The organism is Mitsuaria sp. RG (assembly GCF_028369275.1).
Taxonomy (GTDB): domain Bacteria; phylum Pseudomonadota; class Gammaproteobacteria; order Pseudomonadales; family Pseudomonadaceae; genus Aquipseudomonas; species Aquipseudomonas peradeniyensis.
The window spans coordinates 81515-104230 of the sequence record NZ_JAQMYQ010000002.1; the positions used below are offsets into that span (position 1 = coordinate 81515).

The following is a 22716-nucleotide window of genomic DNA, read 5'->3' on the forward strand; positions in this document are numbered from 1 at the left end:
AATGACGCCCGAGACAGGTGCCCAGTATGCCGTGGCCGGCCGGTGCTTGCATGTAAATGATTGTGTAGGGAAATTCAGCTCTGTTGGGCCTGCTGCCCGCGCAACTGCTCCAGCACCGCTTCCAGCGCTCGCTCGAACAGCAGGCCGTCGTCCAGCAGGCGCACCTCGCCACGGCGCAGGGCCAGGGCAAGGCCCATGCGGTTCCATTCGCGCACCTTCATGCCGGTGCGGTTGGTGAAGACCAGGCGATCATTGCTTTCGATGCGCGCCACCAGCTTGCAGCGCAGCGGCTCGTCGTCGTCCATCACCTCGACCCAGGTGCCGACCTGCAGGCGCTGCACCTGGCGCAATGCCGGCTCCTGGTCATCGAGCGGCAGGCCAGGGGCAAGGGCGGACTCGTCGCTGACCGCCAGCACGATAGCCTCCTCCAGCCACACTTCATCCAATGCGGCGTCCGGCTCCGGCGTGCCACCGCAGGCACGCAGGTGCAGTTTTTCCAGTTGCAGGAAGAAATCACGAGTGGCGGCGGAGTCCAGCGCCACCCCCGCCAGGCCGTCGCGCAGCGCCTTGAGCAGGCCCGGCACCTGCTCCAGCAGACGCTGTGGCTCACGGTACGGGGCAATGCTGACCAGCAGGTCGTCCACCGTCGCCAGGGCGTCGGCCCAGGCCGGCGAGGCCTCGCCCTGCTTCAACCAGGCCAGCAGCAGCACCTGGCTCCAGGACTGCACCAGCATCTGCACCACCACCTGCGGCAGTACCCGGCCATGCAGGCGGTCGTTCAACTCCTGCTGTACCCGCTGGCGGGCCTGCAAGGCACGGGCACGCCCCTCCTCGGCGTCGCGGGTGCGCTGTTCGAGGAGTTCGTTGCGCCGGCGCTCGTCCTGGCTGAAGGCGAGAAACTCATCGAGCAGTTCGTTGAACACTGCACAGTCGTCGGAAAAGTCATTGAGCAGGCGCTGGACGATGCGCTCGACCCGCAGGTGCAAGCTGTCGCGCAGCCCCTCGGCATCGCTCTCCCAGCCGATGGCCACGGCGGCGATCTCGTTGAGCAGGCGGCGCGCCGGGTGGCTGGCGCGGCTGAACATGCCCTTGTCGATCAGCGCGACCTTGAGCACCGGGATATGCAGGCGGACGATCAGCGCCCGCAGGCTGGCCGGCAGGTTGTCGTCGCCCTGGATGTAGGCGAACAGCAGGTCGACCAGGTTGATCGTGTCCTCGTCGTCGGTGGCGATCCGCCGCCGCGTACCGCTGCGCACGCTGACCCGCAGCAACAACTGCTCCAGCTGCTGGCCGAGGTTGAAGTCATCCGGCTCGCCGGGGGCCGGCACATAGTGCTGCAGGTGGGTGAGCAGGCGCAGCAGGTCGCCGGTGCTGGTCGGCTGCGCGGATCCGGCCGCCTGCAACCGCGGCGCGACACGCCCGCGCACCGGCGCCAGCAGCGTCTGCACCGAGGCGAAGAAAGCCTGGCCGGCGGAGTCGGACAAGCCGCCCAGCGCCGGGCTGGCCGGGACGCGCCGGGCGATGCTGCGCCGGTCCTCGGCGCGGCGCCGCGGGGCGGGCATCAGCTGCGGCAGTACACCGGCGCTGGCGAGCAACTGGCTGGCCTCGCCGTAGAGCAGGTCGAGGTCACGCAGCACGTAGCGCTCGAACAGCTTGAGCAGCACCATCTTGACGCGGGCGCCGACTCCCAGGTTGCGCCCGGCGTCCAGGAAATAGCCACACAGGTTGCCGGGGCCCAGGGGATTGCCTGCGCTGGCCAGCGGCAACTCCAGCAGCGTGGAGAAGCGCAGGTTCAACTGCTCCAACAGGAAGCCGTCGCGGGACAGCACCCGATCGACCATGGCCTGCACGGCCACCGAGCGCTCCAGCGACGGCTTGTCCTGCGTCTGCGCCCTGATCAGGGACTCGAGCCCGTCGCCCTGGCCGATGCGGGCGAAGGCCTCGTAGAAAGTGTCGAGGAAACCTCGTTCAATACTCTTGCGCTTGAGGCGCAGGTCGCGCATGGCTTCGAAGTAGAGGTTCTGATCGAGGCGACCACTGGCCTTGTCGGCCATTTCGAACAGGGTGTCGTCGGCATTGTCGAACAGCGCCTGCAAGCCCTGGCGCAATTGCAGGGCAGCCTTGTCGCGCACCTGCAGGAGCAGCACGGGAAGGCATGGCGAGGGCGCGCGCGCACCCCGGTCGATGGCAGCCGCCAGGGGCACCACCTTGCCTTCATCATGCATCCCGGACTCCTTGCTGGATGTTACGTTGTTCGACTGGAAGGGAATCGTCAAAGCTATGACGCCAAATACTGGGCGCTATTATCAGTGAAAACACTGATAGCTGCCAGCACGCCTTTCGCACGCCTCAACTGACAGTGCGTTCGCAAGAATGCTCAAACCGCCTGACCAAAGGTCATCGGCCCGGCAGCTGTACACGCAGCCCCCCTGCCCTATAATCGCCGGCACCTAGCTTGTGGAGCCGACCATGCCGAACCTACGCCTCGCCGACCTGACTGCCGAAATCGAAGCCAACGTGCGCCGCGCGCTGCTCGAGGACATCGGCAGCGGCGACATCACCGCCCAGCTGATCCCGGCCGAGCGCCTGGCCAAGGCGACCATCATCACCCGCGAGGACTGCGTGATCGCCGGCACCGCCTGGGTCGATACGGTATTCCGCCAGCTCGACCCACGGGTGGCGGTGCACTGGCAGGTGGCCGACGGTGAGCGGGCCACGGCCAACCAGGTGCTGTTCCACCTCGAAGGCCCGGCGCGCTCGCTGCTCAGCGGCGAACGCTCGGCATTGAACTTCCTGCAATTGCTCTCGGGTGTGGCAACCCGCGCGCGCTTCCTGGCCGACCTGGTGGAAGGCACCCAGGTGCGTCTGCTCGACACCCGCAAGACCCTGCCCGGCCTGCGCCTGGCGCAGAAGTACGCGGTCACCTGCGGCGGCTGCCACAACCATCGCATCGGCCTGTACGACGCCTTCCTGATCAAGGAAAACCATATCGCCGCCAGCGGTGGCGTGGCCGAGGCCGTGGCGGCGGCGCACCGCATCGCTCCGGGCAAGACGGTGGAGATCGAGGTGGAAAGCCTGGACGAACTGCGCCAGGCGCTGGCGGCCGGGGCCGATATCGTCATGCTCGACGAGCTGACCCTGGACGAGATGCGCGAAGCGGTGCGCATCACCGCCGGCAAGGCCAAGCTGGAGGCCAGCGGCGGCGTCAACGAGACCACCCTGCGGGTGATCGCCGAGACGGGGGTGGACTACATCTCGATCGGCGCGATGACCAAGGACGTGAAGGCGGTGGACCTGTCGATGCGCTTGAGCCTCTGAGGTTTTCGCAAGGCATGAAAAAACCGGCCAGATGGCCGGTTTTTTTATCGCGGGGCACTCCCACATGCCATGCACAATCCCTGTAGGAGCGGCCTTGCGCCGCGAAAGGGCTGCACAGCAGCCCCTGTCTCGGTGGACCGCTGAAACTGCCGGGGCCGCTTTGCGGCCCTTTCGCGGCACAAGGCCGCTCCTACAGTGGAATGCTTGGCAGCGGCAAAGGCTGGATCAGTGCGCGGCGTTGGCCAGGCCGTCCAGGTAGCGCTCGACGTCCAGGGCCGCCATGCAGCCGGCGCCGGCCGAGGTGATGGCCTGGCGGTAGACGTGGTCGGCCACGTCGCCGGCGGCGAACACGCCCTCGACGTTGGTGGCGGTGGCATTGCCTTCACGGCCGCCGTGGACCACCAGGTAGCCGTCCTTCAAGGTCAGCTGGCCTTCGAACAGCGAGGTGTTCGGGGTGTGACCGATGGCGATGAACACGCCGTCGACCTTGATTTCGTCGAAGCTGCCGTCGTTGTTCTTCAGGCGCGCACCGGTCACGCCCATGTTGTCACCCAGCACTTCGTCCAGGGTGGCGTTGAGCTTGAGCTCGATCTTGCCTTCGGCGACACGGGCGTGCAGCTTGTCGATCAGGATCTTCTCGGCGCGGAAGGTGTCGCGGCGGTGGACCAGGGTCACCTTGCTGGCGATGTTGGCCAGATACAGTGCTTCTTCCACTGCGGTGTTGCCGCCACCGACCACGGCGACCGGCTTGTTGCGGTAGAAGAAACCGTCGCAGGTGGCGCAGGCCGACACGCCCTTGCCCATGAAGGTTTCTTCCGACGGCAGGCCCAGGTAGCGGGCGCTGGCACCGGTGGCGACGATCAGCGCGTCGCAGGTGTAGGTGCCGCTGTCACCCTGCAGGGTGAACGGCTTGTTGGCCAGGTCGACGGCGTTGATGTGGTCGAAGACGATCTCGGTCTCGAAGCGCTCGGCGTGCTCCTGCATGCGCTGCATCAGGGCCGGGCCGGTCAGGCCGTGGGGGTCGCCCGGCCAGTTGTCGACTTCGGTGGTGGTGGTCAACTGGCCGCCGGCCTGCATGCCGGTGATCAGCAGCGGCTTGAGGTTGGCGCGGGCGGCATATACCGCGGCGCTGTAACCGGCAGGGCCGGAACCGAGAATGATGACGCGCGAATGACGTACTTCAGACATGTCGAACTCCTGTCGAGCGGGCCGCACGGGTCCAGCATCTAGGTGCCGGTTGCGCCAGCTGGAATTAAAAGGGACCCACGCAGCACTTGGGGAAGGCTACAACGCGTTGGTCCAAAACCGAAAAAGTTGAGCGCACTGTAGCGAGGCCGCAGAGATTAAGGAAATATCCTTCGACAATCCACCTTATAGACAGTCTCTATCCGACAACCATTGTCCCAGTGCTTTGTTACACGCCGTTTCCCAGAGGTGCGGCTCCTTCCGTCGGCGCGCCAAACTCGGTAAGGTCAGCGCGTTTTCCTCAAGCGGAGCATTCCGATGCAAGCCCCCGTCCTGTCCGGCCCCCAGTACCTGCGCGAGGGCCTGAAACTGGTCCTGAGCCCGAACCTGCGCCTGTTCGTGCTGCTGCCCCTGGCGGTCAACCTGCTGCTGTTCGGCGGCCTGATCTACTTCGCCGGCCATCAGTTCAGCCTGTGGGTCGATGCGCTGATGCCCACCCTGCCCGACTGGCTGAGTTTCCTCACCTACATCCTGTGGCCGCTGTTCGTCGCCCTGGTGCTGTTGATGGTGTTCTTCACCTTCACCCTGCTGGCCAACATCATCGCCGCGCCGTTCAACGGTTTCCTGGCGGAAAAGGTCGAGGTGGTGGTGCGTGGCCAGGACAACTTCCCGCCCTTCAGCTGGGCCGAGCTGGTAGCCATGGTGCCACGCACCCTCAGCCGCGAGATGCGCAAGCTGGGCTATTTCCTGCCGCGGGCCATCGGCCTGTTCATCCTCTCGTTCATCCCGGTGGTGAACGTGATCGCCGCGCCGCTGTGGTTGGTGTTCGGCATCTGGATGATGGCCATCCAGTACATCGACTACCCGGCGGACAACAACAAGATGAGCTGGCAGGACATGCTCGCCTGGCTGCGGCAGAAGCGCTGGCAGTCGATGGGCTTTGGCGGGATCACTTATCTCGCGTTGATGATTCCGGGGGTCAACGTGCTGATGATGCCGGCGGCGGTGGCCGGGGCGACGCTGTTCTGGGTGCGTGAGCGTACCTGAGCGCCCACAATCCTGTAGGAGCGGCCTTGTGCCGCGAAAGGGTGCGAAGCGCCCCAGGGTTCATGCGTCAAGCTGAGATCGCCGGGGCCGCTTTGCGGCCCTTTCGCGCCACAAGGCCGCTCCTACACAGGCGGTGTGAAGCCAATCAGTGGCTCAACTGGCTGGAAAACTGCCCCACCGCATCCACCACCTTCTTCGCCCCTTCCTGGATCTCGACGATCACCCCGCCAGTATCGGCGGCCAGGGCCAGGCCCTGCTCGGCCTGACGCTTGCTGGTGTCGATGATGTCCACCGCGGCCTGGGCCAGCTGTTCGTTCTGCTGCACCACCTTGGCGATCTCCTCGGTGGCGCTGCTGGTGCGCGAGGCCAGCTGGCGCACTTCGTCGGCGACCACGGCAAAGCCACGCCCCTGCTCGCCGGCGCGGGCGGCCTCGATGGCGGCGTTGAGCGCCAGCAGGTTGGTCTGCCCGGCGATGTCGCTGATGGTCTTGATGATCGCGCCGATCACCTTCGACTGCTTGTCCAGCGCCTGGATGCCATCGGCGGCGTCCTGCATCGAGCCTTCCAGGCCACGCATCACCTCGACGGTCTGGGTCACCACATCGGTGGCCTTGCGCGCGCTGTCGTCGGTCTCCAGCGAGGTGGTGTAGGCGATGTCGGCGGCCTGGGCCACGGCCAATTCCTGGTTGACCTGATCGGTGATCACGGTGGCGAACTTGACCACCTTGTACAGCACGTCATGGGCGTCGATGATCGGGTTGTACGAAGCCTCCAGCCAGACCACGCGGCCATGGGCATCGATGCGCTTGAAACGCTCGGCGACGAACTCGCCACGGCGCAGCCGGTTCCAGAACTCCTGGTAGGCCGCCGAGTTGGCCTCCTCCGGCTCGCAGAATATGCGGTGGTACTTGCCACGGATCTGCTCCAGGCTGTAGCCCATGGTCTGCAGGAAACGGTCGTTGGCGGTCAGCACCTGGCCTTCGAGGTTGAACTCGATCACCGCGGTGGAGCGCATCAGCGCCTTGATCAGGCTCTCGTGCTCGCGGGAAGTCTCGATGGTGCGGGTCAGGTCGCTGGAGTGCAGGGAGAAGTACTTGATACGCCCCTGGCTGTCCTTGACCGGTTGCAGGATCGAACGCAGCCAGGCCTCGTCACCGTTGCCGCGCAGCAGACGGAAGGCGCCGTTGAGGTGCTCGCCACGGGTGATGGCGTGCTTCATGCGCTGGTAGAAATCGAGCTTCTTCACATGCGCCGGCACGATCTCTTCGATGTTGCGCCCGATCAGTTGCTCGGCGCGATAGCCCATCTCGGCCTCGAAGTTGTTGTTTACCGACTCGATGCGCCCCTGGGGGTCGAGCTGGAGCACCAGCATCTCGCTGTCGAGGCTGTTCTTGACCTGCTCGATGGACATCAGCTCTTCGCGCAGTTGCTGGATTTCTTTCTTCAGTTTGCTGTTGAACATGGCCGCTCTCCCGGAGCGAATTCCTGTAGTCGAATGCCTCTGCATCGGCTGCGTGACAAGAGTTCTTGAGTGCGTTGCAAGGAAATATTCAAACGGGTGCAAGTGCCGGAAATCAGGCGTCATGCGCACGTCACAAAGGCGTCACATGGGCGCAACGGGGGCGGCCCAGACTTTTCCCCATGAGCACACCGTCCCTGCGTATCACCCTGGTCAGCGAAACCTTCCCACCCGAGATCAATGGCGTGGCCAACACCCTTGGCCGCCTCAGCGAAGGGCTGCGCCTGCGCGGCCACCAGGTGGAGCTGATCCGCCCGCGCCAGGCCACCGACAACGGGGCCGGCAACGACGAGACCCTGCTGCTGTGCCGGGGTTGGCCATTGCCGGGCTACCCGGGCCTGCAATGGGGCGAGGTGTCGATGCACAAGCTGTGGCGCCGCTGGCGCCGGCAACGCCCGGACGTGCTGTACATCGCCACCGAAGGCCCGTTGGGCCTGAGCGCCCTGCGCGCCGCCCGGCGCCTGGGCGTGGCGGTGGTCAGCGGCTTTCACACCAACTTCCCGCAGTATTCGGGACAATACGGCCTGGGCCTGCTGTCACGACTGCTCACCCACTACCTGCGCTGGTTCCACCGGCGCACCGCCATCACCCTGGTGCCCAGCGCCAGCCAGCGCCTGGAGCTGGAGCGCCGCGGCTTCGAACGGCTCGGCCTGATGGCCCGCGGGGTCGACGCCAGCCTGTTCAACCCGGCACGGCGCAGTCAGGCCCTGCGCGAGCAGTGGGGGCTGGGTGTGGATGACATTGCCGTGCTGCATGTCGGGCGCCTGGCCGCAGAGAAGAACCTGGCCCTGCTGCGCCCTTGCATGGAGGCCCTGGGCAAGGCCTATCCGCAGCGGCGGCTGCGCCTGGTGATCGTCGGCGATGGCCCGATGCGTGGCCAGCTCGAACAGCAACTGCCCAATGCCATGTTCTGTGGCGCACAGCGCGGCGAGGTGCTGGCCGAGCACTACGCCAGCGGCGACCTGTTCCTGTTCCCGAGCCTGACCGAAACCTTCGGCAACGTCGTGCTCGAGGCGCTCGCCTCGGGCCTGGCCGTGGTCGCCTACGACGAGGCCGCCGCCGCCCAGCATATCCGCCACGGCCACAGCGGCGCCCTGGCCATGCCGGGGGACCAGGCGGCGTTCATCGACGCCGCCTGCTGGTTGCTGGAGGAAGGCGAAACCCTGCGCCGGGTGCGCCTCAATGCCCGCCAACACGCCAGCCGCCAGGGCTGGCTGGCGATCGTCGAGCAGTTCGAGGGCTACTTGTACGGCGCCTGCCGCGAGCCGCATGCTGCCCGCGAACAGGCTCCGCCGCTGGTGATCAAGCCAGGGTCGTCAGCGCCTCACGGCTGAACGGCAGCACATCGTCCTCACGCCCGTCCCGCACTTTGCGCGCCCACTCGGCATCCACCAGCAGGGCGCGGCCCACGGCCACCAGGTCGAACTCCTGGTCCTGCAAGCGGCGCAACAGCCCTTCGAGGCTGGCGGGCTTGGCCACCTTGTCGGTGGCCACCATGAACTGCAGGAACTCGCCGTCCAGGCCGACACTGCCCACGGTGATGGTCGGCTTGCCGGTGAGCTGGCGGGTCCAGCCGGCGAGGTTCAGCTCGCTGCCCTCGAATTCCGGCTCCCAGAAGCGCCGGGTGGAGCAGTGGAAGATATCCACGCCGGCCTCGGACAAGGGCTTGAGGAACGCTGCCAGGGCCTCGGGGGTTTGCACCAGGCGCGCGCTGTAGTCCTGCTGCTTCCATTGCGAGAAACGCAGGATGATCGGAAAGTCCGGGCCGACGGCCGCGCGCACGGCCTGGATCAGTTCGATGGCGAAACGCGAGCGCCCGGCCAGGTCACCGCCGTACTCGTCATCGCGACGATTGCTGGCGTCCCAGAAGAACTGGTCGATCAGGTAGCCGTGAGCGCCATGGATCTCCACGCCGTCCATGCCGATGGCCTGGGCATCGTGCGCCGCCTGGGCGAAGGCGGCGATCACCTCGCGGATATCCTCCCGGCTCATGCCGTGGACCAGCACCTGGCCGTCCTTTTCCTTGCCGCTCGGGCCATAGCCCGGAACCGCGGCGTCCGGCTCGGTACCCAGGCGGCGCACACTGCCCACGTGCCACAGCTGCGGCACGATGCGCCCGCCCTCGGCATGCACGGCCTCGACCACGCGCTTCCAGCCGGCCAGGGCATCCTCACCGTGGAAACGCGGCACGTTGGGGTAGCCGTTGGCGGCCTTGTGCCCGACCGTGGTGCCCTCGGTGATGATCAGGCCGACACCGGCGGCGGCACGGCGGCGGTAGTACTCGACCACGCCGTCGTGGGGCACGCCGCCGGGGCAGAAGGTACGGGTCATCGGCGCCATGACCACGCGGGTCGGCAAGTCGAGGGAGCCGAGGGTGAAAGGCTGGAACAGAGGGTTGCTGGACATGCGGCGCTCCCGAGGGATGAGATGGATGCGCCCGAGCTTAGGGGCCACCAGGTGCGTGTCACAGCATCATTGATTGCAGTGATCGGCAGGTATCGCTGCGAGCGGGCCGATTTGCAACAGGAAATTTATTTTGCAAAAGGGCTTGAATTCGTCCGGCGGTTGCCTGACTTTAGAGTCAAGAGGCGCAGAAAACCCAACGCCCTCAGTGGCCTAGGCACGCCTCTCGCGAGCAAGCTGAATAAGGATTGAATCATGCAAATCCAGGTCAACAGCAGCAACCAGATCCAAGGCAACGTCCGCTTGAACGAGTGGGTCCGCAGCACACTGCAGAGCAGCCTCGAACGTTACGAGGACGACCTCACCCGTATCGAAGTCCACTTGCGCGACGACAACGGCGCCAAGCCCGGACCGCACGACAAACGCTGCCAGATGGAGGCTCGCCCCAAAGGCCACCAGCCGATTTCCGTGACCCACACCGCCACTTCGCTGGAACATGCCGTCGATGGTGCCGCCAGCAAGCTGAACCACGCGCTGGAACACTTCTACGGTAAGCTGCGCAGCAAGCGCGCTATCCTGGAGCAGAGCGATCCAGACGCCTGACACTCGAATGTGTCCAATGAAAACGCCCGGCCTTGCGCCGGGCGTTTTCATTGCGTGCCGATCAGCGGGCCTGAACCAACCCACCCTTGCCCCGGTCAACCCCTGCAGTCATTCAGTGCAGGACCGACCATGAACAACCCTTTCGACCAGATCAGCGCCGCCTTCGCCCCCGAATACCGGGTCAACCTGAGCATCGAGCGCCTGGACGGCAGCATCATGCTGACCCTGTCCGACGACAGCGGCGTGGTCGCCAGGCGCCTGATCAGCCAGGCCCAGCGCAACGATCCGGTGCGCCTGCAGCGGGTCATCGACAGCATCCGCCTGGGCCTGGCCATCGAGCTGGGGCAGAACCCACTTGAGGTGCTGGCGGCCCTGACCCGCACCTGGCATGGCGAACAGCGCTTTCCCGCCGCCGGCATTGCCAACTGAGGGCTACTTGCTCTCGTCCACTTCCTTGCCGCTGGCATCCAGCGCCTTGGTCGACGGGTAGCGGTAGGAGGCGTAGCGCACCACCAGGATGGCGAAGGCCAGCAGCAGGATGCCGCCACACACGTACAGCAGCCCGACATCCGGTGCCTTGTGGTGCGAGACGTCGCCGATCAGCAGGCGGGTCAATGCAGTGATCGCCACGTAGAGCAGGAAGCGGATCGGCATGTGGTTGGTCTTGAAGTAGATCCCCACCATCGCCCCCAGCTCCAGGTAGATGAACAGCAGCAGGATGTCATCGACGCTGACCCCGCCCTTGCCCAGCATGTCCAGGAAGGTCACCACCGCCGCATAGGCGGTGATCGCGCCGATGCCGAACAGCGCCAGGTAGTGGAAGGCTTCCACGCACAGGTTGCCCAGCGAGTCGGCGGAGCCGTGCAGGCCCTTGCGCAGTCTTTCTGCCCATTTGATGTTCACGATGTTCGATTCCTAGATACGGCTGAAGGTCTTGTGCCATGCAGTTAAAGGGCCACGGCCCCTGTCTTGGAAGGCGGCCGATTGCCGCAGGGCACCTGTGGGCTACGCTGATTTTCAGTTTGCCGGGCCATCATTGCGGTTGCAGGGTGATGGCCTGGCGATGTACTGTATAAAAATACAGTGATCCGTAACCCCATCAGCAAAAAGGCACAGAGGTGATGAATGGCCGTCGAAGTGGTGTACCGCAGCAGCCGCGACCCGGAGCGCTTGTTCATGGATAAGGCCGAAGCAGACCGTCACGACAAGATGCTCGAACTGGCCGAACGCCTGGCCGAGGTACTGCACAAAGCCGTACCGTCGCTGAGCGAACAGCAAGTCGAGGAAGCCGGTATCTACATGGCCAAGAACCGCGACGTGTTCGCCCGGGCGTTCAAGAGCCAGCCGGATGCGCTGGCCGAACTGCTCGAAGGCGCAGCAGCCGAGTGATGGCTGCACCGGCCATTTCGCGGCCCCTTCGCGCCTGAGGCGGCACGACGGCCAACGCCGTGCTGCGGTTCAAGGCAGGTACAAGCGGAACAAGCCGCCCCCCAGCGTACCGCCATTGGCGATCTCGATCCGCCCGCGCACGCCGTTGCGCTCATGCAGCGCGGCAATTCGCGCGGCGAAGTACAACCCCAGTCCGGTACTGCCGCTCTGCGAATCGATGCCCTGCACGTAGTCGTGCTGGCGCTCGAGCATGCGCTGTGGATAACCGGCGCCATCGTCGTTGACACTGATCACCAACTGCTCGCCCTCTTCCTCGATGCTGATCAGCAGGGCGTGCCCAGCATAGCGGATGGCGTTGGTAAGCACGTTGGCCACCACCGAGGCGACCAGCTCACGGTCGAAGAAACCCAACGGGCTTTCGGTCTCGATACGCCAGGTGGCGAGGATGTCGCGGTGCTTGATCACGTCTTCCTGGGCCGCCAGCTGGGCCTCGATGAAGTCGTCCAGTTCGTGGTAGTCGGGGCAGATGGGCAACTGGTTGACGCCCAGCTTGTACAGCCCCAGCAACTGCACGAGCATGCCGTTCAGGTGGCTGAGTTCATGCTCCACCACGCCCTGCTCGATACCGCCGCGCAACTCTTCGGGCAGGCGCGCCAGCCACTGGCTGTGGGCGTGGGTGAGCGCCGAAAGAGAGTTTTTCAGGTCGTGCACGGTGGAGGCGATCACCGTGGAGAAGTCCAGCCCCTGGTTGTCCTGGTTCATGCGCCGAAGACCCGGATGTGCAGTTTGCGGTAACGGTCATAGCGACTGTCGCTGGCGGGAATGCCGGCCACGCTGGTGAGGCAGTCGCGACACTCCTGCATCAGCGCCGGCGGTGGCGTCTCGCCGCCGATGCGCAGCAGTGCCTGGGCGGTGTTCAGGGCGATGCTGATGTTCTTCGGCTGCAACGACAACGCCTTGCGGAACATGCCCAGCGCTTCGTTGAGCTGGCCGCCCTGGTAGCTGCGCACGCCCTGGCGGTTGAGGTCCACGGCTTCGGTCACCGCCCCCAGCACCAGCGGGTCGTCGGTGAGCTTGGCGACGCTCTGCATGACCTTGGGGTCGTCGCCGTAGGTTTCCACGCAACCCTTGAGAATCGAGGTACCCGCCGCATCCTGGCCAAGTTGCTGCAACTGCTTGGCCACCGTCAGCGCCGCCTCCACGGAGAAGAACTGGTCCATCTTCTCCAGGCGCTGCATGGCCTGCTCGGTGAGCTTGGCGGCGGTTTCCGGGTCGCCGGCCTGCTGCAGGCTGGCGGCCTTCATCAGGCGCGCGCGCACCTGCAGGCCCTGGTCCTCGACGTTTTCCTTGGCCACCTCGCTGAGCACGGTGTTGATCTCGACCCGGGTACGGGCATCGAGACCGTTGCCGCTGTTCTTGTTCATCAACGCCTGGACCAGCCCCAGATTACTCTCGGCGTCCTTGTAGCGCGAACTCTGCCCCTGGTTCACCGCATGGCGAAAGGCCTTGGAGGCACTCTCGAAGTCGGCGTTGTCCAGCGCCAGCTTGCCCAGCGCGGCCTGGCGGCGCACGGCGAGCGGCGACAGACGCACCGCCTCCTCGAGCATGTGCTGGGCACGCCGGGTCTCGCCCTGGGCCACCAGCACCTCGGCCATGCCATCGTAAAGGTTGGGCATGATCGGGAAGGCCTTGAGGGCCTGCTCGTAGACACCCTGGGCCTGGGCATTCTGCCCGCGCTTGTGCAACAGGCTGCCGAGCGCGGCGTAGACCCAGGGCTGTGGGCGGCTGGCGAGGATGTTCTTGAGGAACTTCTCCAGCTCCTCGAAGCGATTGAGGTCGCGCAGGGCGTCGGCGCGATAGCGCAGGCACAGCGGGGCGAAGCGCGGGTCCTTCTTGCACAGCTCGGCGCAAGCGGCGAGCACTTCGGCCGGGCGCCCGCGATCAAGGGCTTGGAGAATGGGCTTGAGCAGCGTCTTGCGCTGGGTCAGCTTCTCCAGGCGCTGGGCCAGGCCGACCCGGTTGAAGGGTTTGGTCAGGTAAGCGTCGGGCTCGTGTTCGATGGCACTGAGCACGATGGACTGGCTGCTTTCGGCGGTAACCATGATGAACACGCATTCATGGCTGATCAGCTTGTCGAGGATCATGTCCTCGAGCACCTGCTGGCCGTTCTTCTTGCCGTCCCCCAGGTGAAAGTCCTGGAGAATGAAGTCATAGCGCTTCTGCCCGCACATGCGCAGCGCCTGTTCGCCACTGTCGGCGGTGTCGACGTCGCGCACGCCCAGCTCGCGAAGCATCGAGCGGGTCGAGGTGCGGAAGTCGGTGAAGTCGTCGACGATCAGAAAGCTTTTTTGCCCATACTGCAGCATCAACACGACCTGTATTGAAAAAAGTGGGGAAGTGGCGCGTGGCGATGCATACCGCCGAGGTCTGTATCGGCAGCGGTTCGGGAAAGATGAGCCCGGAAAGGTAACGCCGAATGATGGCCTAAAGCCATTATCTTAACGGCCGACCTCGCCCCAAGCCACTAGACCAGCAAGCCAAGGGACTTGGCCCTGGCCACCGCTTGGGTGCGGCGCTCGACACCGAGCTTGCTGTTGATATGGCTGGCGTGGGTCTTGACCGTGTGCAGGGAGATGAACAGGCGCTCGCTGATCTGCTGGTTGGAACAGCCCTGGGCGATCAGTTCCAGCACCGCAAACTCGCGGCCGCTCAGGGCCTCGGTGGCACCGCCGCCGGTAGCCAGGGCCTGCGGCAGATGGGCCAGCAGATCGCTCTGCGCCGGGCAGGCCGCACGCCCCGTCAACTGCTCGCGCAGCCAGTGTGGCTGCTCTTCGATCAAGCGTTGGAAGGCCTGCAGGGCACCGCCCTGGGCCGCTTCCAGGGCAGGTGCGAGCAACCTGGCCGCTTCGGCGTCACGCCCCTCGGCCAGCAGCAGAGCGATCAATTGGCACTGCGCGCTGACCACCAGCGTCATGCCACCGCTGACCTGGCCCCGCTCGACCAGCGTGCGCAACCGCGCTTCGGCATCACCGGGGCGGGCCAGCACCCGTTCCAGCAAGGCCTGCTGCAATTCGATGTGCAGCGGCAACAGCGGGTGGAACTCCGGCGCGGCCGCAGGCTGCTCGCCACCGTAGGTCTGCCCCAGGCGCAGCAGCCAGGACTCGGCCAGGTCCGTTCGGCCCTGGGCCAACCAGAGCTCGCACTTCACCAGGGTAATCATGGCCAGGTAGAAGATCGGCGGCACGTCCCAGATATGCATCAGCCGCTCCGCCTCGGCCAGTTCCGAGAACGCCTCGGCAAAACGCCCTTCGCGACCGTCCAGCGAGGCGATCACGCAATGCCCGATCAGGACGCTGATGTCGCGGCAGCTGCGCGCCTCGCTGAGCCCGGCGCGCAAGCGCGCACGGCCCTGGGCACAGTGCAGGCGGGCCGCCAGCAAGTAGCCCTCGTACAGGGTCAGGCGCGCGCGCACGGCATACAGGCGTTGCCCCGAAAGGCCCTGCAACCGCTGCAATCCCTGGCGCACTTCGTCCAGGGCGCGCAGCACCTCGCCGCGGGCGTGCAGTACCCGCGCCCGATCGTAATGGGCCAGGGCTTCGAACAGCGGGTTGCCGACCCGTTGCGCCAATTCGAGTGCTTCGCGGTTCCAGCCCCGCGCCCGCCAGAAATCGCCATCGGCGATGGCCAGGTTCGACAAGGTCGACAGGCACACCAGGCGCTGGCCGTAGCGTTTGTTCGGCAGGCTCTGCAGCGCTTCGCCACAGTAAGCGAGTGTCCGCTCCCGATCGCCGCGGCCACGGGCAATGACCCCGCTCAGGGCCAACCATTGGGCCAGCATCGACTTCTGCGCGGTGGCCGACGGCGCGGGCAGGAAGCGGCTCAGGTAGGCCGCCAGCTCCTCGGCGGCGTCCAGTTGGCAGGCCAACCCCAGGGCCCAGCTGTACAGGACGATCAGCCTGGGCGTGCTGATCAACAGGCTGTCGGGCAGGTCCATCTTCCAGCGCAGCAGCATGCCGACATTCTGCTCCGCCAGCAGTTGCTCCTCGGATAGGCTCTGTACCAGGTCCGCCGCCACGTCCAGATGGCCCGCGCGCAGGGCCTGCTCCACCGCCTCGTCCAGCAGACCCTGCCCTTCGAACCAGCGGCAGGCGCGCAGGTGCAGCCCCGCCAGCGGCTCGCTGGCCTGCCGGCTGCGCAGCAGGTCGGAGAACAGGTGGTGATAGCGGAACCACAGCCCATGCTCGTCGAGCGGCACCAGGAACACCTGGTGGGCCTGCAGGTAGCTCAGGATCTCGCCGCTGTCATGGCGCTCGCGCAGGGCGTCGCACAATTCGGCGCAGAAACGCTCCTGGCAGGCAGTCTCGTAGAGAAACGCCTGCACGGGGGCCGGCAGGATGTCGATGACTTCCTCCAGCAGGTAGTCGCGGATCAGTCCTTCGCCGCCATGCAGCGCCTGGGGCAAGGCGTGGTCCTCGCCGGACTCGCTGGCCGCCAGTTGCCAGAAACGCAGCCCCGCCACCCAACCGTCGCTGCGCTGGATCAGGTTATCCAGGGCCTGGCCGCGCAAACCGGTGGGCTGGCGGCCGATCACTGCCAACGCTTCATCGGGGGTCAGGCGCAGGTCCTGCTCGTTGAGTTCGACCAGTTGCCGTGACAGGCGCAGGCGCGCCAAGTGCCAATCGGGCCGCTGGCGGCTGGTGACCAGCAGGACCAACCCGGCCGGCAGATGGTTGAGGAAGAACTGCAGGCAACGATCGAGCACCGGCCCCTGGGCCAGGTGGTAGTCGTCCAGCACCAGCAGCAAGGGCGTGTCCGGCTGCAGGTAGAGCGCGAGTTCATCAAGCAGGCCGTCGAGCCACTCTTCGAAGGCGAAGGGTTGATGCCGCTGGCGCATCTTCAAAAGCCCCAGAGCCTGGCCGCCGAGTGCCGGGCAGAATTGCTGCAAGCCTTCGAGCAAGCGTTCGAGGAAGCGCCCCGGATCGGCATCGCGCTGGCTCAACCCGAGCCAGAGGCTGCGCCAGTGGCTGGGCAACGCCTGGCAGAACTCGACGGCCAGCGAACTCTTGCCGAAACCCGCCGGCGCGTTCACCAGCAACAGGCGCCCCGCCAGGCCACTTTGCAGGCGCTGGCACAGGCGTGCTCTGGGGACGTGTGTTTCCGGCAGCGGCGGCCGGAAGAAACGCCCATCCAGCAGGCCCAGGGCCTGGCTGGCGACTCCGTGGGTACGGGACAGGTCTGTCATGGCCGGCTCGTTCTGATTGGAATTAGGGCGGCGTTAGATTCAGCCCTTTCAAGGTGTTGGTAATAGGCGCGCGGCTTGGAGTTGCCGGGGCTGCTTTGCAGTCCTTCGCGGCACAAGGCCGCTCCTACAGGGGAGCGCGGTCGTCTGTAGGAGCGGCCTTGTGCCGCGAAAGGGTCGCAAAGCGGCCCCGGCACTCTTGAACCTGAGCGGCCATATCCCAAAAATCGCAAAAACCTTGAAAGGGATGGGCGTTACGGCTTGTTGCGAGACTAGCGGCAAACGCGGCGCATTTGAAGATGATGCAGCCGCTTTGCCGCAAAAAGACTACGACAAAAAGAAACAGGTAGCCCGATCTCACACCCACATGAACAGAAACGCCCCGGCAAGCCGGGGCGTTCTGGGAGATCAAACGGAGTTGCGATGCCTGTCAGCTCAACGCACACCGTCCTGACGCAGGGCTGCCGGCTGGAACTCGGCCTTGCTGGCGCTGAAGCCGAAGTTGTAGGCGCTCTTCTCTTCGTTCTTCATGCCCAGGGCCAGGTAGCGACCCGACTGCAGGTCGTAGATGGCCTCCAGGGTGTACCACGGCACCTGCACGTTGTAGTACGGCTGGGCGTGGGCCTCGGAAATGCGCCACAGCTGGTTGCGACCGTCGTACTGGTCGATCACCGCGGCCTGCCAGGTGTCCTCGTCGATGTAGAAGTCACGCTTGGCATAGATGTGACGCTGGCCTGGCTTGAGGGTCGCAACCACGTGCCAGACGCGGCGCAGCTCGTAGCGCGACAGGTCCTGGTTGATGTGCCCGGCCTTGATGATGTCGCTGTACTTGAGCTTCGGATCATCCAGCTTGTAGGCGTTGGAGGCGATGTACATCTCCTTCTTGCCTTCGAGTTTCCAGTCGTAACGGTCCGGCGCGCCGTTGTACATGTCCAGGTTGTCGGAGGTGCGCAGGCCGTCGGCGGCGGTACCCGGGCCGTCGTACGACACTTGCGGCGCCTGGCGCACGCGGCGCTGGCCGGCGTTGTAGATCCACGCCTTGCGCGGTTCCTTGACCTGGTCGAGGGTCTCGTGGACCAGCAGCACGGTCCCGGCCAGACGCGACGGCGCGGTTACTTTCTGCTTGAAGTAGAACAGGATGTTGCCCGGGTTGGCCGGATCGTAGTCATTCATCTTGTCGCGGAACACGAACTGGTCCTGGAAGTACACCAGGCTGTACGAGCCGTTCTGCTGCGGGGTGGCCTGGGTGACCAGGCGGGTCACGCTGCCGCCACGGTAGCGGGTGATGTGGTTCCAGATCACCTCCAGGCCGTCCTTGGGAATAGGGAACGGCACGGCGGTGCGGAAGTTCTCCAGGCCGTTGCCGCCCGTGACCAAGGTGGTCTTGGTGGCGTTTTCCTTGATCGCGGCGAACACATCGTCCGGTACCGTGGAACCACGGTGGGTCTTGTACACTGGGATCTTGTAAGTGTCCGGATAGCGCTTGAACATGGCAACCTGACCAGGCGAGAGCTTGTCCTTGTACTGGTCGACGTTCTGCGCGGTGATGGTAAACAGCGGTTTTTCGCTGGCGTAAGGGTCGGACAGGAAGCCCTTGGCGTCGGCGCTGCCAGCGCTCTTGGACAGCGGTTCCCACGGGCCGATCGAGCCATCGGCGTTACCGGCCTTCTCCGCGCCCATCGGGGTCAGCGTGGAACCCAGCTTGGCCGCTTCGGTGGCGGAAACCGCAGCCATGACGCTGGTTGCCAGCAGGGACATGCCCAGTACACCGGCTTGCAGCAGACGTGTGGTCATTTTCATTGTGTGTCGTCCTGGATCAGGTTTCTTAGAAGTTCACGCCGAAGCTGAGGGCGACGAAGTCGCGATCATCCACGGTGGTGTACTTGCCATCGAAGAAGTTGGTGTACGACAGGCTCGCCGTGTAGGTGTTCTGGTACTCGGCGTCCAGGCCAAGGCTGACCGCCTTGCGGCCTTCCTCGAAGTTGCCGCCTGGGCCCGGGGAGTAACCGTCGACGTCATGCGACCAGGCCACGCTCGGGCGCAGGTTCACACCGGCGAAGACGTTGTTGTAGTCCCAGATGGCGCGCACGCGATAACCCCAGGAGTCGGAGGTGGTGAAGCCGTCGTTTTCGCAGTAGCGCGACAGGTTGTTCTGCTCGACGCCTGCCAGCGTGGTGGCGTTGAGGCTCTGGCAGCGGCCACTGGGCAGCGGGCCTGGCCCGTAGACCGGGTCGCGGCCGTAGCGCATCTTCGAGGTGCTTTCCAGGCCACCGACGTGCGTCCAGCCTACCTCGCCGACCATGGTCAGACGCTCGGCGCCCATGACCTGGTCGAAGAAGTGGGTGAACGTGGTCTGCAGCTGGGTGATTTCCTTGCGACGATAGCCAGGCTGGTCGGTGTTCGGCGTGCCTTTCAGGACCGATGCGTTCGGATCGAGTGGCGTCAGGCCCGAATACAGGATGTCGGTGGTGTTCAGTTGCACCGGCGCATTCGGGCGATAGCTGATCTCGCCGCTCCAGGCCGTGCCGGTAGGCAAGGTGGTGGAGAAGCTCAGGCCGTACAGGCGAATATCCTCGGGGTATTCGACGTAGTAGCTGGAGTTACCGGCGACATACAACGGCATCAGTTGTTGGAGCAACGCCGGGTTGGTCGCCGCGCCCGCTGGAACCCCAGCGCCGATCAGTGCGCCAGCCAGGTTGGCCGGGTTGTAGAAGCGCGCAGCGGCGCCTCGACCACTGAAGATCGGCGCACGGCTGTGATAGTTCATGAAGTAGCCACCGAACTCGGTATTCAGCGGCTCGTACATGTAGCGCAGCGCAACACCGAACTGGCCACTGTCCCGCGCATCACGGTCAGGACCACGACGCACGATCACACCTTCGTCAGGCGAGCCCCAGGAAACGCCCTGTGCCGCCAGCGCACGCATGGTCGGCCCCGAGAGCGCCCCCAGGCGTCCCGCCACGGCCGATTGCTTGGCCAGCACCGCCAGGTTGTTGTTGCAACCATCGGCGATTACGTCGGGCTGGGAGAAGAAGGTGCCGCAGTTGTCGACGACGGTCTGGTCCCACTCGATCTGGTAGAAGCCTTCGGCGGTCAGGTTGTCGGTCACGCTCTGCGACAGGTAGAACATGTTGACCGGGATCAGGCCTTCCTTGATCTCCGCACCCGGGCGGCGGAACGCCGAGACGTCGATGGGGTTGATGGCGTTGATGCCCCCCCCGATGAAGGTACTTTCACCCCAGCTCACCACCTGCTTGCCCAGGCGCACGGTGCCCGGCAGGTCGGCGATGCTGTAGTTGTGGTAGACGAAAGCGTCGAGCAGCTCCGCGCCCGAGGACTTGGCGCCCTCCTTGCGGTTGGAGTCGCTGATGTCCTTGAACTCGCGGTTTTCATCCTTGAGCTCGAAGTCATACCAGTACTTGCCGCGGACGAACACGCCGGTGTCGCCGTACTTGAGCTCCAGGTCGTGGATACCCTTGAAGATCTTCGAGAAGGTCTCGCCCTTCTTGAAGTTCAGGTGGCCATCGTCGGAGGTCTGCGACAGCCCCCTGCCGCCGTTGTTGGCCCCGATGAGGTTCTTGTTGGGGTTGGCAGTCGACCAGCTGGCGCCAACGGAGAGCGAGGAGTCGAACTGGCCTTCGATTTCACCGATGTTGAAGCTGACAGCGAAAGCAGGACTTGCGAGCGTGGAAGCGAGGCTGACGGCCAGGGGCAGTTTCGCCCGGCGCCAGAACAGGTTTGCAGATGTCATCGACGCTACTCCATGTACTTTTTTGTTATGGCAGTGAGTCCTTTCAGAAACGGCTCGAGCGCCCGGTGAAGCAGGCTCCTGCCCGTGGCGCCGCGCGTTGCCGCGTGGCGCCCTCCCCCATTCCTGAAAATCCCCTGACCCGACTATAGCCAGCGGTCACAGGTGCTTGATCCCTCTAAAGTGTGATTTGCGCGTCCCGCTTGCGGCCCACCCCGATCGGCCGGCCTGCGCGCTGGCAGTGCTCAAGCATGGCTCAATTCTACCGTTTGACAAGGCGCCATCCTGTCTAGCCTGCGGGGTCGCGCTGGAAAAAGCGCGACCCGCGCCCGGGTTACAGGGTGGAGAGGAAAGCGCTGTTACTGGCCTGCCACTGGCTGATATCCACGCGGATACGCTTCTTGTCGAGCTTGCCGACGCTGGTCTTGGGAATTTCAGTAACAAGGGCGATCTGGCTGGGAATCGCCCACTTGTTGATGTGCCCCTGCTCGACGAAAGGCTTGAGGTGTTCCTTGAGCGCGCGCGCATCGATGCTCTGCCCCTCGCGCACCACCAGCAATGCGAACGGGCGCTCGCCCCACTGCGGATCGGGCACCCCGACCACCGCGACCTCGCGCACCGCCGGGTGACGGCTGACCAGGTCTTCGAGGTCGAGCGACGAGATCCATTCACCACCGGTCTTGATCACATCCTTGATGCGGTCGCGGATGTCGATGAAGCCCATGCCGTCCAGCGTCGCGACATCGCCGGTGTGCAGCCAGCCGCCCTGCCAGAGCTCCTCGCCCTTTTCCGGTTCGCGGAAGTAGCCCATGGTCAGCCAGGGCGCGCGCAGCACCAGTTCGCCCTGGGTCTCGCCATCGGCGGGCAGGAAGTTGCCATTGCCATCGACGATGGCGGCCTCGACCAGGGGCACCGGCACGCCGGCCTTGATCCGGTAGCTGGTGCGCTCATCCTCGCTGCCGGCCTGCAACTCGTCGTTCAGGTGCGCGGCACTGATCAGCGGGCAGGTCTCGGACATGCCGTAGGCGGCGGTGAGCTGGATGCCCCGGGCCAGCGCCGCCTGGTACAAGGCGCGGTTGAGCGCGCTGCCGCCGATGATGATCTTCCAGCCGCCGAAATCCTGGCCGGCCGCCGACGGGCAGTTGAGCAGCATCTGCAGGATGGTCGGCACGCAGTGGGAAAAGGTGACCTTCTCCTCGCGCCACAGCCTGATCAGCATGTCCGGCTCGTAGCGCCCCGGGTAGACCTGCTTGATACCCATCATGGTCGCCGCGTAGGGGATGCCCCAGGCGTGCACATGGAACATCGGCGTGATCGGCATGTAGACGTCGTTGCTGCTCAGCAGCCTCACGCTGTCCAGGCTGCCCAGCACCGAAGTTTCGGCCAGGGTGTGCAGCACCAGCTGGCGATGGGTGAAATACACCCCCTTGGGATTGCCGGTGGTGCCGGTGGTGTAGAAGGTGGTGGCCACCGAGTTCTCGTCGAAGTCGGGGAAGTCGTACCCCGGGCTGGCGGCAGCCAGCAGTTGCTCGTACTCGCCCACCAGGTTCGGCAGGTCGGCGGTCTTGTCCGGGCCGTCGGTCAGCAGCAGGGTCTTGTCGACCGTGGTCAGCTGCCCGGCGATGCCCTGGTAGAGGCCGATGAAATCACTGTTGACCAGCACGAAGCGGTCTTCGGCGTGATTCATGGTGTAGAGGATCTGCTCGGGCGACAGGCGCACGTTGATGGTGTGTACCACGGCGCCGATCATCGGGATGGCGAACATGCACTCCAGGTAACGGTGGCTGTCCCAGTCCATCACCGCCACGGTGTCACCGGCCTTCACACCGGCCGCGGTCAACACATTGGCCAGGCGGGCGATGCGCTCGTTCAACTGCGGGTAAGTGAGGCGGATCTGGTCGCGGTAGACGATCTCGCGGGTCTTCTCGTAGCGGCTGCCGGACATCAGCAGGCGCTTGATCAGCAACGGGTATTGGTAGGCGCCCTCGGCGGGCTTGATGATGCGTGTCTGCAACATGGGTATCCCTTTTCTTCAATACGGGCAGAACGGTTCAGGAATCCACTGTAGTTCGGTGACGCACCGGTCAAATCAGCCGAAGGAATGATTTGCCGCGCCAAGGTATGAGTGGCGATGTCGGCGTTGACGAACAGCAACGCCGGGCCAGACACTGCCCCGAACGGATCGCGTGCCCTGTGGGAGCGGCTTTACCCGCGAATGCGCTAGTGGACTCGCCTGCGCATTCGCGGGTAAACCCGCTCCCACAG

At 65.0% G+C, this 22716-nt stretch carries 17 protein-coding genes; 6 read left to right on the forward strand and 11 right to left on the reverse strand.

All coding sequences use genetic code 11. From position 1 onward, the window contains the following. Positions 1–74: 74 nt before the first annotated feature. The gene (locus POF53_RS01760; RefSeq protein ID WP_498966105.1) at positions 75–2225 is read right to left on the reverse strand and encodes a DUF1631 domain-containing protein; all 2151 of its coding nucleotides are present in this window, start codon (positions 2223–2225) and stop codon (positions 75–77) included. Positions 2226–2469: 244 nt separating this feature from the next. Here POF53_RS01760 and nadC point away from each other — a divergent pair, with 244 nt between their 5' ends. After that, positions 2470–3318, forward strand: coding sequence for a carboxylating nicotinate-nucleotide diphosphorylase (gene nadC / locus POF53_RS01765; protein ID WP_498966107.1), 849 nt, complete (start codon positions 2470–2472; stop codon positions 3316–3318). A gap of 225 nt (positions 3319–3543) precedes the next feature. On the opposite strand, the gene trxB is transcribed toward nadC, so the two are convergent. Then, positions 3544–4506 carry a thioredoxin-disulfide reductase gene (gene trxB, locus POF53_RS01770; RefSeq protein WP_110736861.1) on the reverse strand — a complete coding sequence of 321 codons (963 nt, stop codon included), beginning with the start codon at positions 4504–4506 and terminating at the stop codon, positions 3544–3546. A 315-nt stretch (positions 4507–4821) separates the two neighbouring features. Between trxB and cysZ the strand changes: the two genes are divergently transcribed. Beyond that, positions 4822–5550 (forward strand): sulfate transporter CysZ, encoded by a 729-nt coding sequence (gene cysZ, locus POF53_RS01775; RefSeq protein WP_475860840.1) that lies wholly within the window; start codon positions 4822–4824, stop codon positions 5548–5550. Between the two features lie 145 nt (positions 5551–5695). Here cysZ and POF53_RS01780 read toward each other — a convergent pair whose 3' ends face one another. Then, a complete protein-coding gene (locus tag POF53_RS01780) occupies positions 5696–7012 on the reverse strand; it encodes a methyl-accepting chemotaxis protein (RefSeq protein WP_232854712.1) in 1317 nt (438 codons plus the stop codon). Between the two features lie 179 nt (positions 7013–7191). Between POF53_RS01780 and POF53_RS01785 the strand changes: the two genes are divergently transcribed. After that, entirely contained in the window at positions 7192–8403 is a 1212-nt protein-coding gene (locus POF53_RS01785; protein ID WP_475860839.1) for a glycosyltransferase family 4 protein, read from the forward strand. On the opposite strand, the gene POF53_RS01790 is transcribed toward POF53_RS01785, so the two are convergent. After that, positions 8372–9475: an NADH:flavin oxidoreductase gene (locus POF53_RS01790; protein ID WP_232854714.1), complete on the reverse strand. Its 1104-nt coding sequence runs from the start codon at positions 9473–9475 to the stop codon at positions 8372–8374. The genes POF53_RS01785 and POF53_RS01790 overlap by 32 nt on opposite strands. Positions 9476–9727: 252 nt before the next feature. Here POF53_RS01790 and POF53_RS01795 point away from each other — a divergent pair, with 252 nt between their 5' ends. Together POF53_RS01795 and POF53_RS01800 are read left to right on the forward strand one after the other, a co-directional pair. Continuing rightward, complete coding sequence (locus POF53_RS01795) at positions 9728–10075, forward strand: HPF/RaiA family ribosome-associated protein (RefSeq protein ID WP_203647969.1); 348 nt, start codon at positions 9728–9730, stop codon at positions 10073–10075. Between the two features lie 129 nt (positions 10076–10204). Continuing rightward, a complete protein-coding gene (locus POF53_RS01800; protein ID WP_198743699.1) occupies positions 10205–10504 on the forward strand; it encodes a DUF3509 domain-containing protein in 300 nt (99 codons plus the stop codon). Between the two features lie 3 nt (positions 10505–10507). Here the strand turns inward: POF53_RS01800 and POF53_RS01805 are convergent, their stop codons facing one another. Further along, the gene (locus tag POF53_RS01805) at positions 10508–10978 is read right to left on the reverse strand and encodes a phosphate-starvation-inducible protein PsiE (RefSeq protein ID WP_050703765.1); all 471 of its coding nucleotides are present in this window, start codon (positions 10976–10978) and stop codon (positions 10508–10510) included. Between the two features lie 222 nt (positions 10979–11200). Here POF53_RS01805 and POF53_RS01810 point away from each other — a divergent pair, with 222 nt between their 5' ends. Then, complete coding sequence (locus POF53_RS01810; RefSeq protein WP_186713189.1) at positions 11201–11464, forward strand: YebG family protein; 264 nt, start codon at positions 11201–11203, stop codon at positions 11462–11464. 69 nt (positions 11465–11533) lie between these two features. Here POF53_RS01810 and POF53_RS01815 read toward each other — a convergent pair whose 3' ends face one another. From POF53_RS01815 to POF53_RS01840, 6 genes are all read right to left on the reverse strand, one after another. After that, entirely contained in the window at positions 11534–12226 is a 693-nt protein-coding gene (locus POF53_RS01815) for a sensor histidine kinase (protein WP_186713188.1), read from the reverse strand. After that, a complete protein-coding gene (locus POF53_RS01820) occupies positions 12223–13830 on the reverse strand; it encodes a response regulator (RefSeq protein ID WP_232854715.1) in 1608 nt (535 codons plus the stop codon). The genes POF53_RS01815 and POF53_RS01820 overlap by 4 nt, the downstream gene beginning before the upstream one ends. 158 nt (positions 13831–13988) lie before the next feature. Continuing rightward, positions 13989–16706 (reverse strand): winged helix-turn-helix domain-containing protein, encoded by a 2718-nt coding sequence (locus POF53_RS01825; RefSeq protein ID WP_498966113.1) that lies wholly within the window; start codon positions 16704–16706, stop codon positions 13989–13991. Between the two features lie 432 nt (positions 16707–17138). Beyond that, positions 17139–18503: a DUF1329 domain-containing protein gene (locus POF53_RS01830; protein ID WP_203647972.1), complete on the reverse strand. Its 1365-nt coding sequence runs from the start codon at positions 18501–18503 to the stop codon at positions 17139–17141. Positions 18504–18528: 25 nt separating this feature from the next. Continuing rightward, positions 18529–20454 (reverse strand): DUF1302 domain-containing protein, encoded by a 1926-nt coding sequence (locus POF53_RS01835; RefSeq protein ID WP_232854716.1) that lies wholly within the window; start codon positions 20452–20454, stop codon positions 18529–18531. Positions 20455–20785: 331 nt separating this feature from the next. After that, entirely contained in the window at positions 20786–22468 is a 1683-nt protein-coding gene (locus POF53_RS01840) for a fatty acid--CoA ligase (protein ID WP_254464757.1), read from the reverse strand. Positions 22469–22716 lie beyond the last annotated feature (248 nt).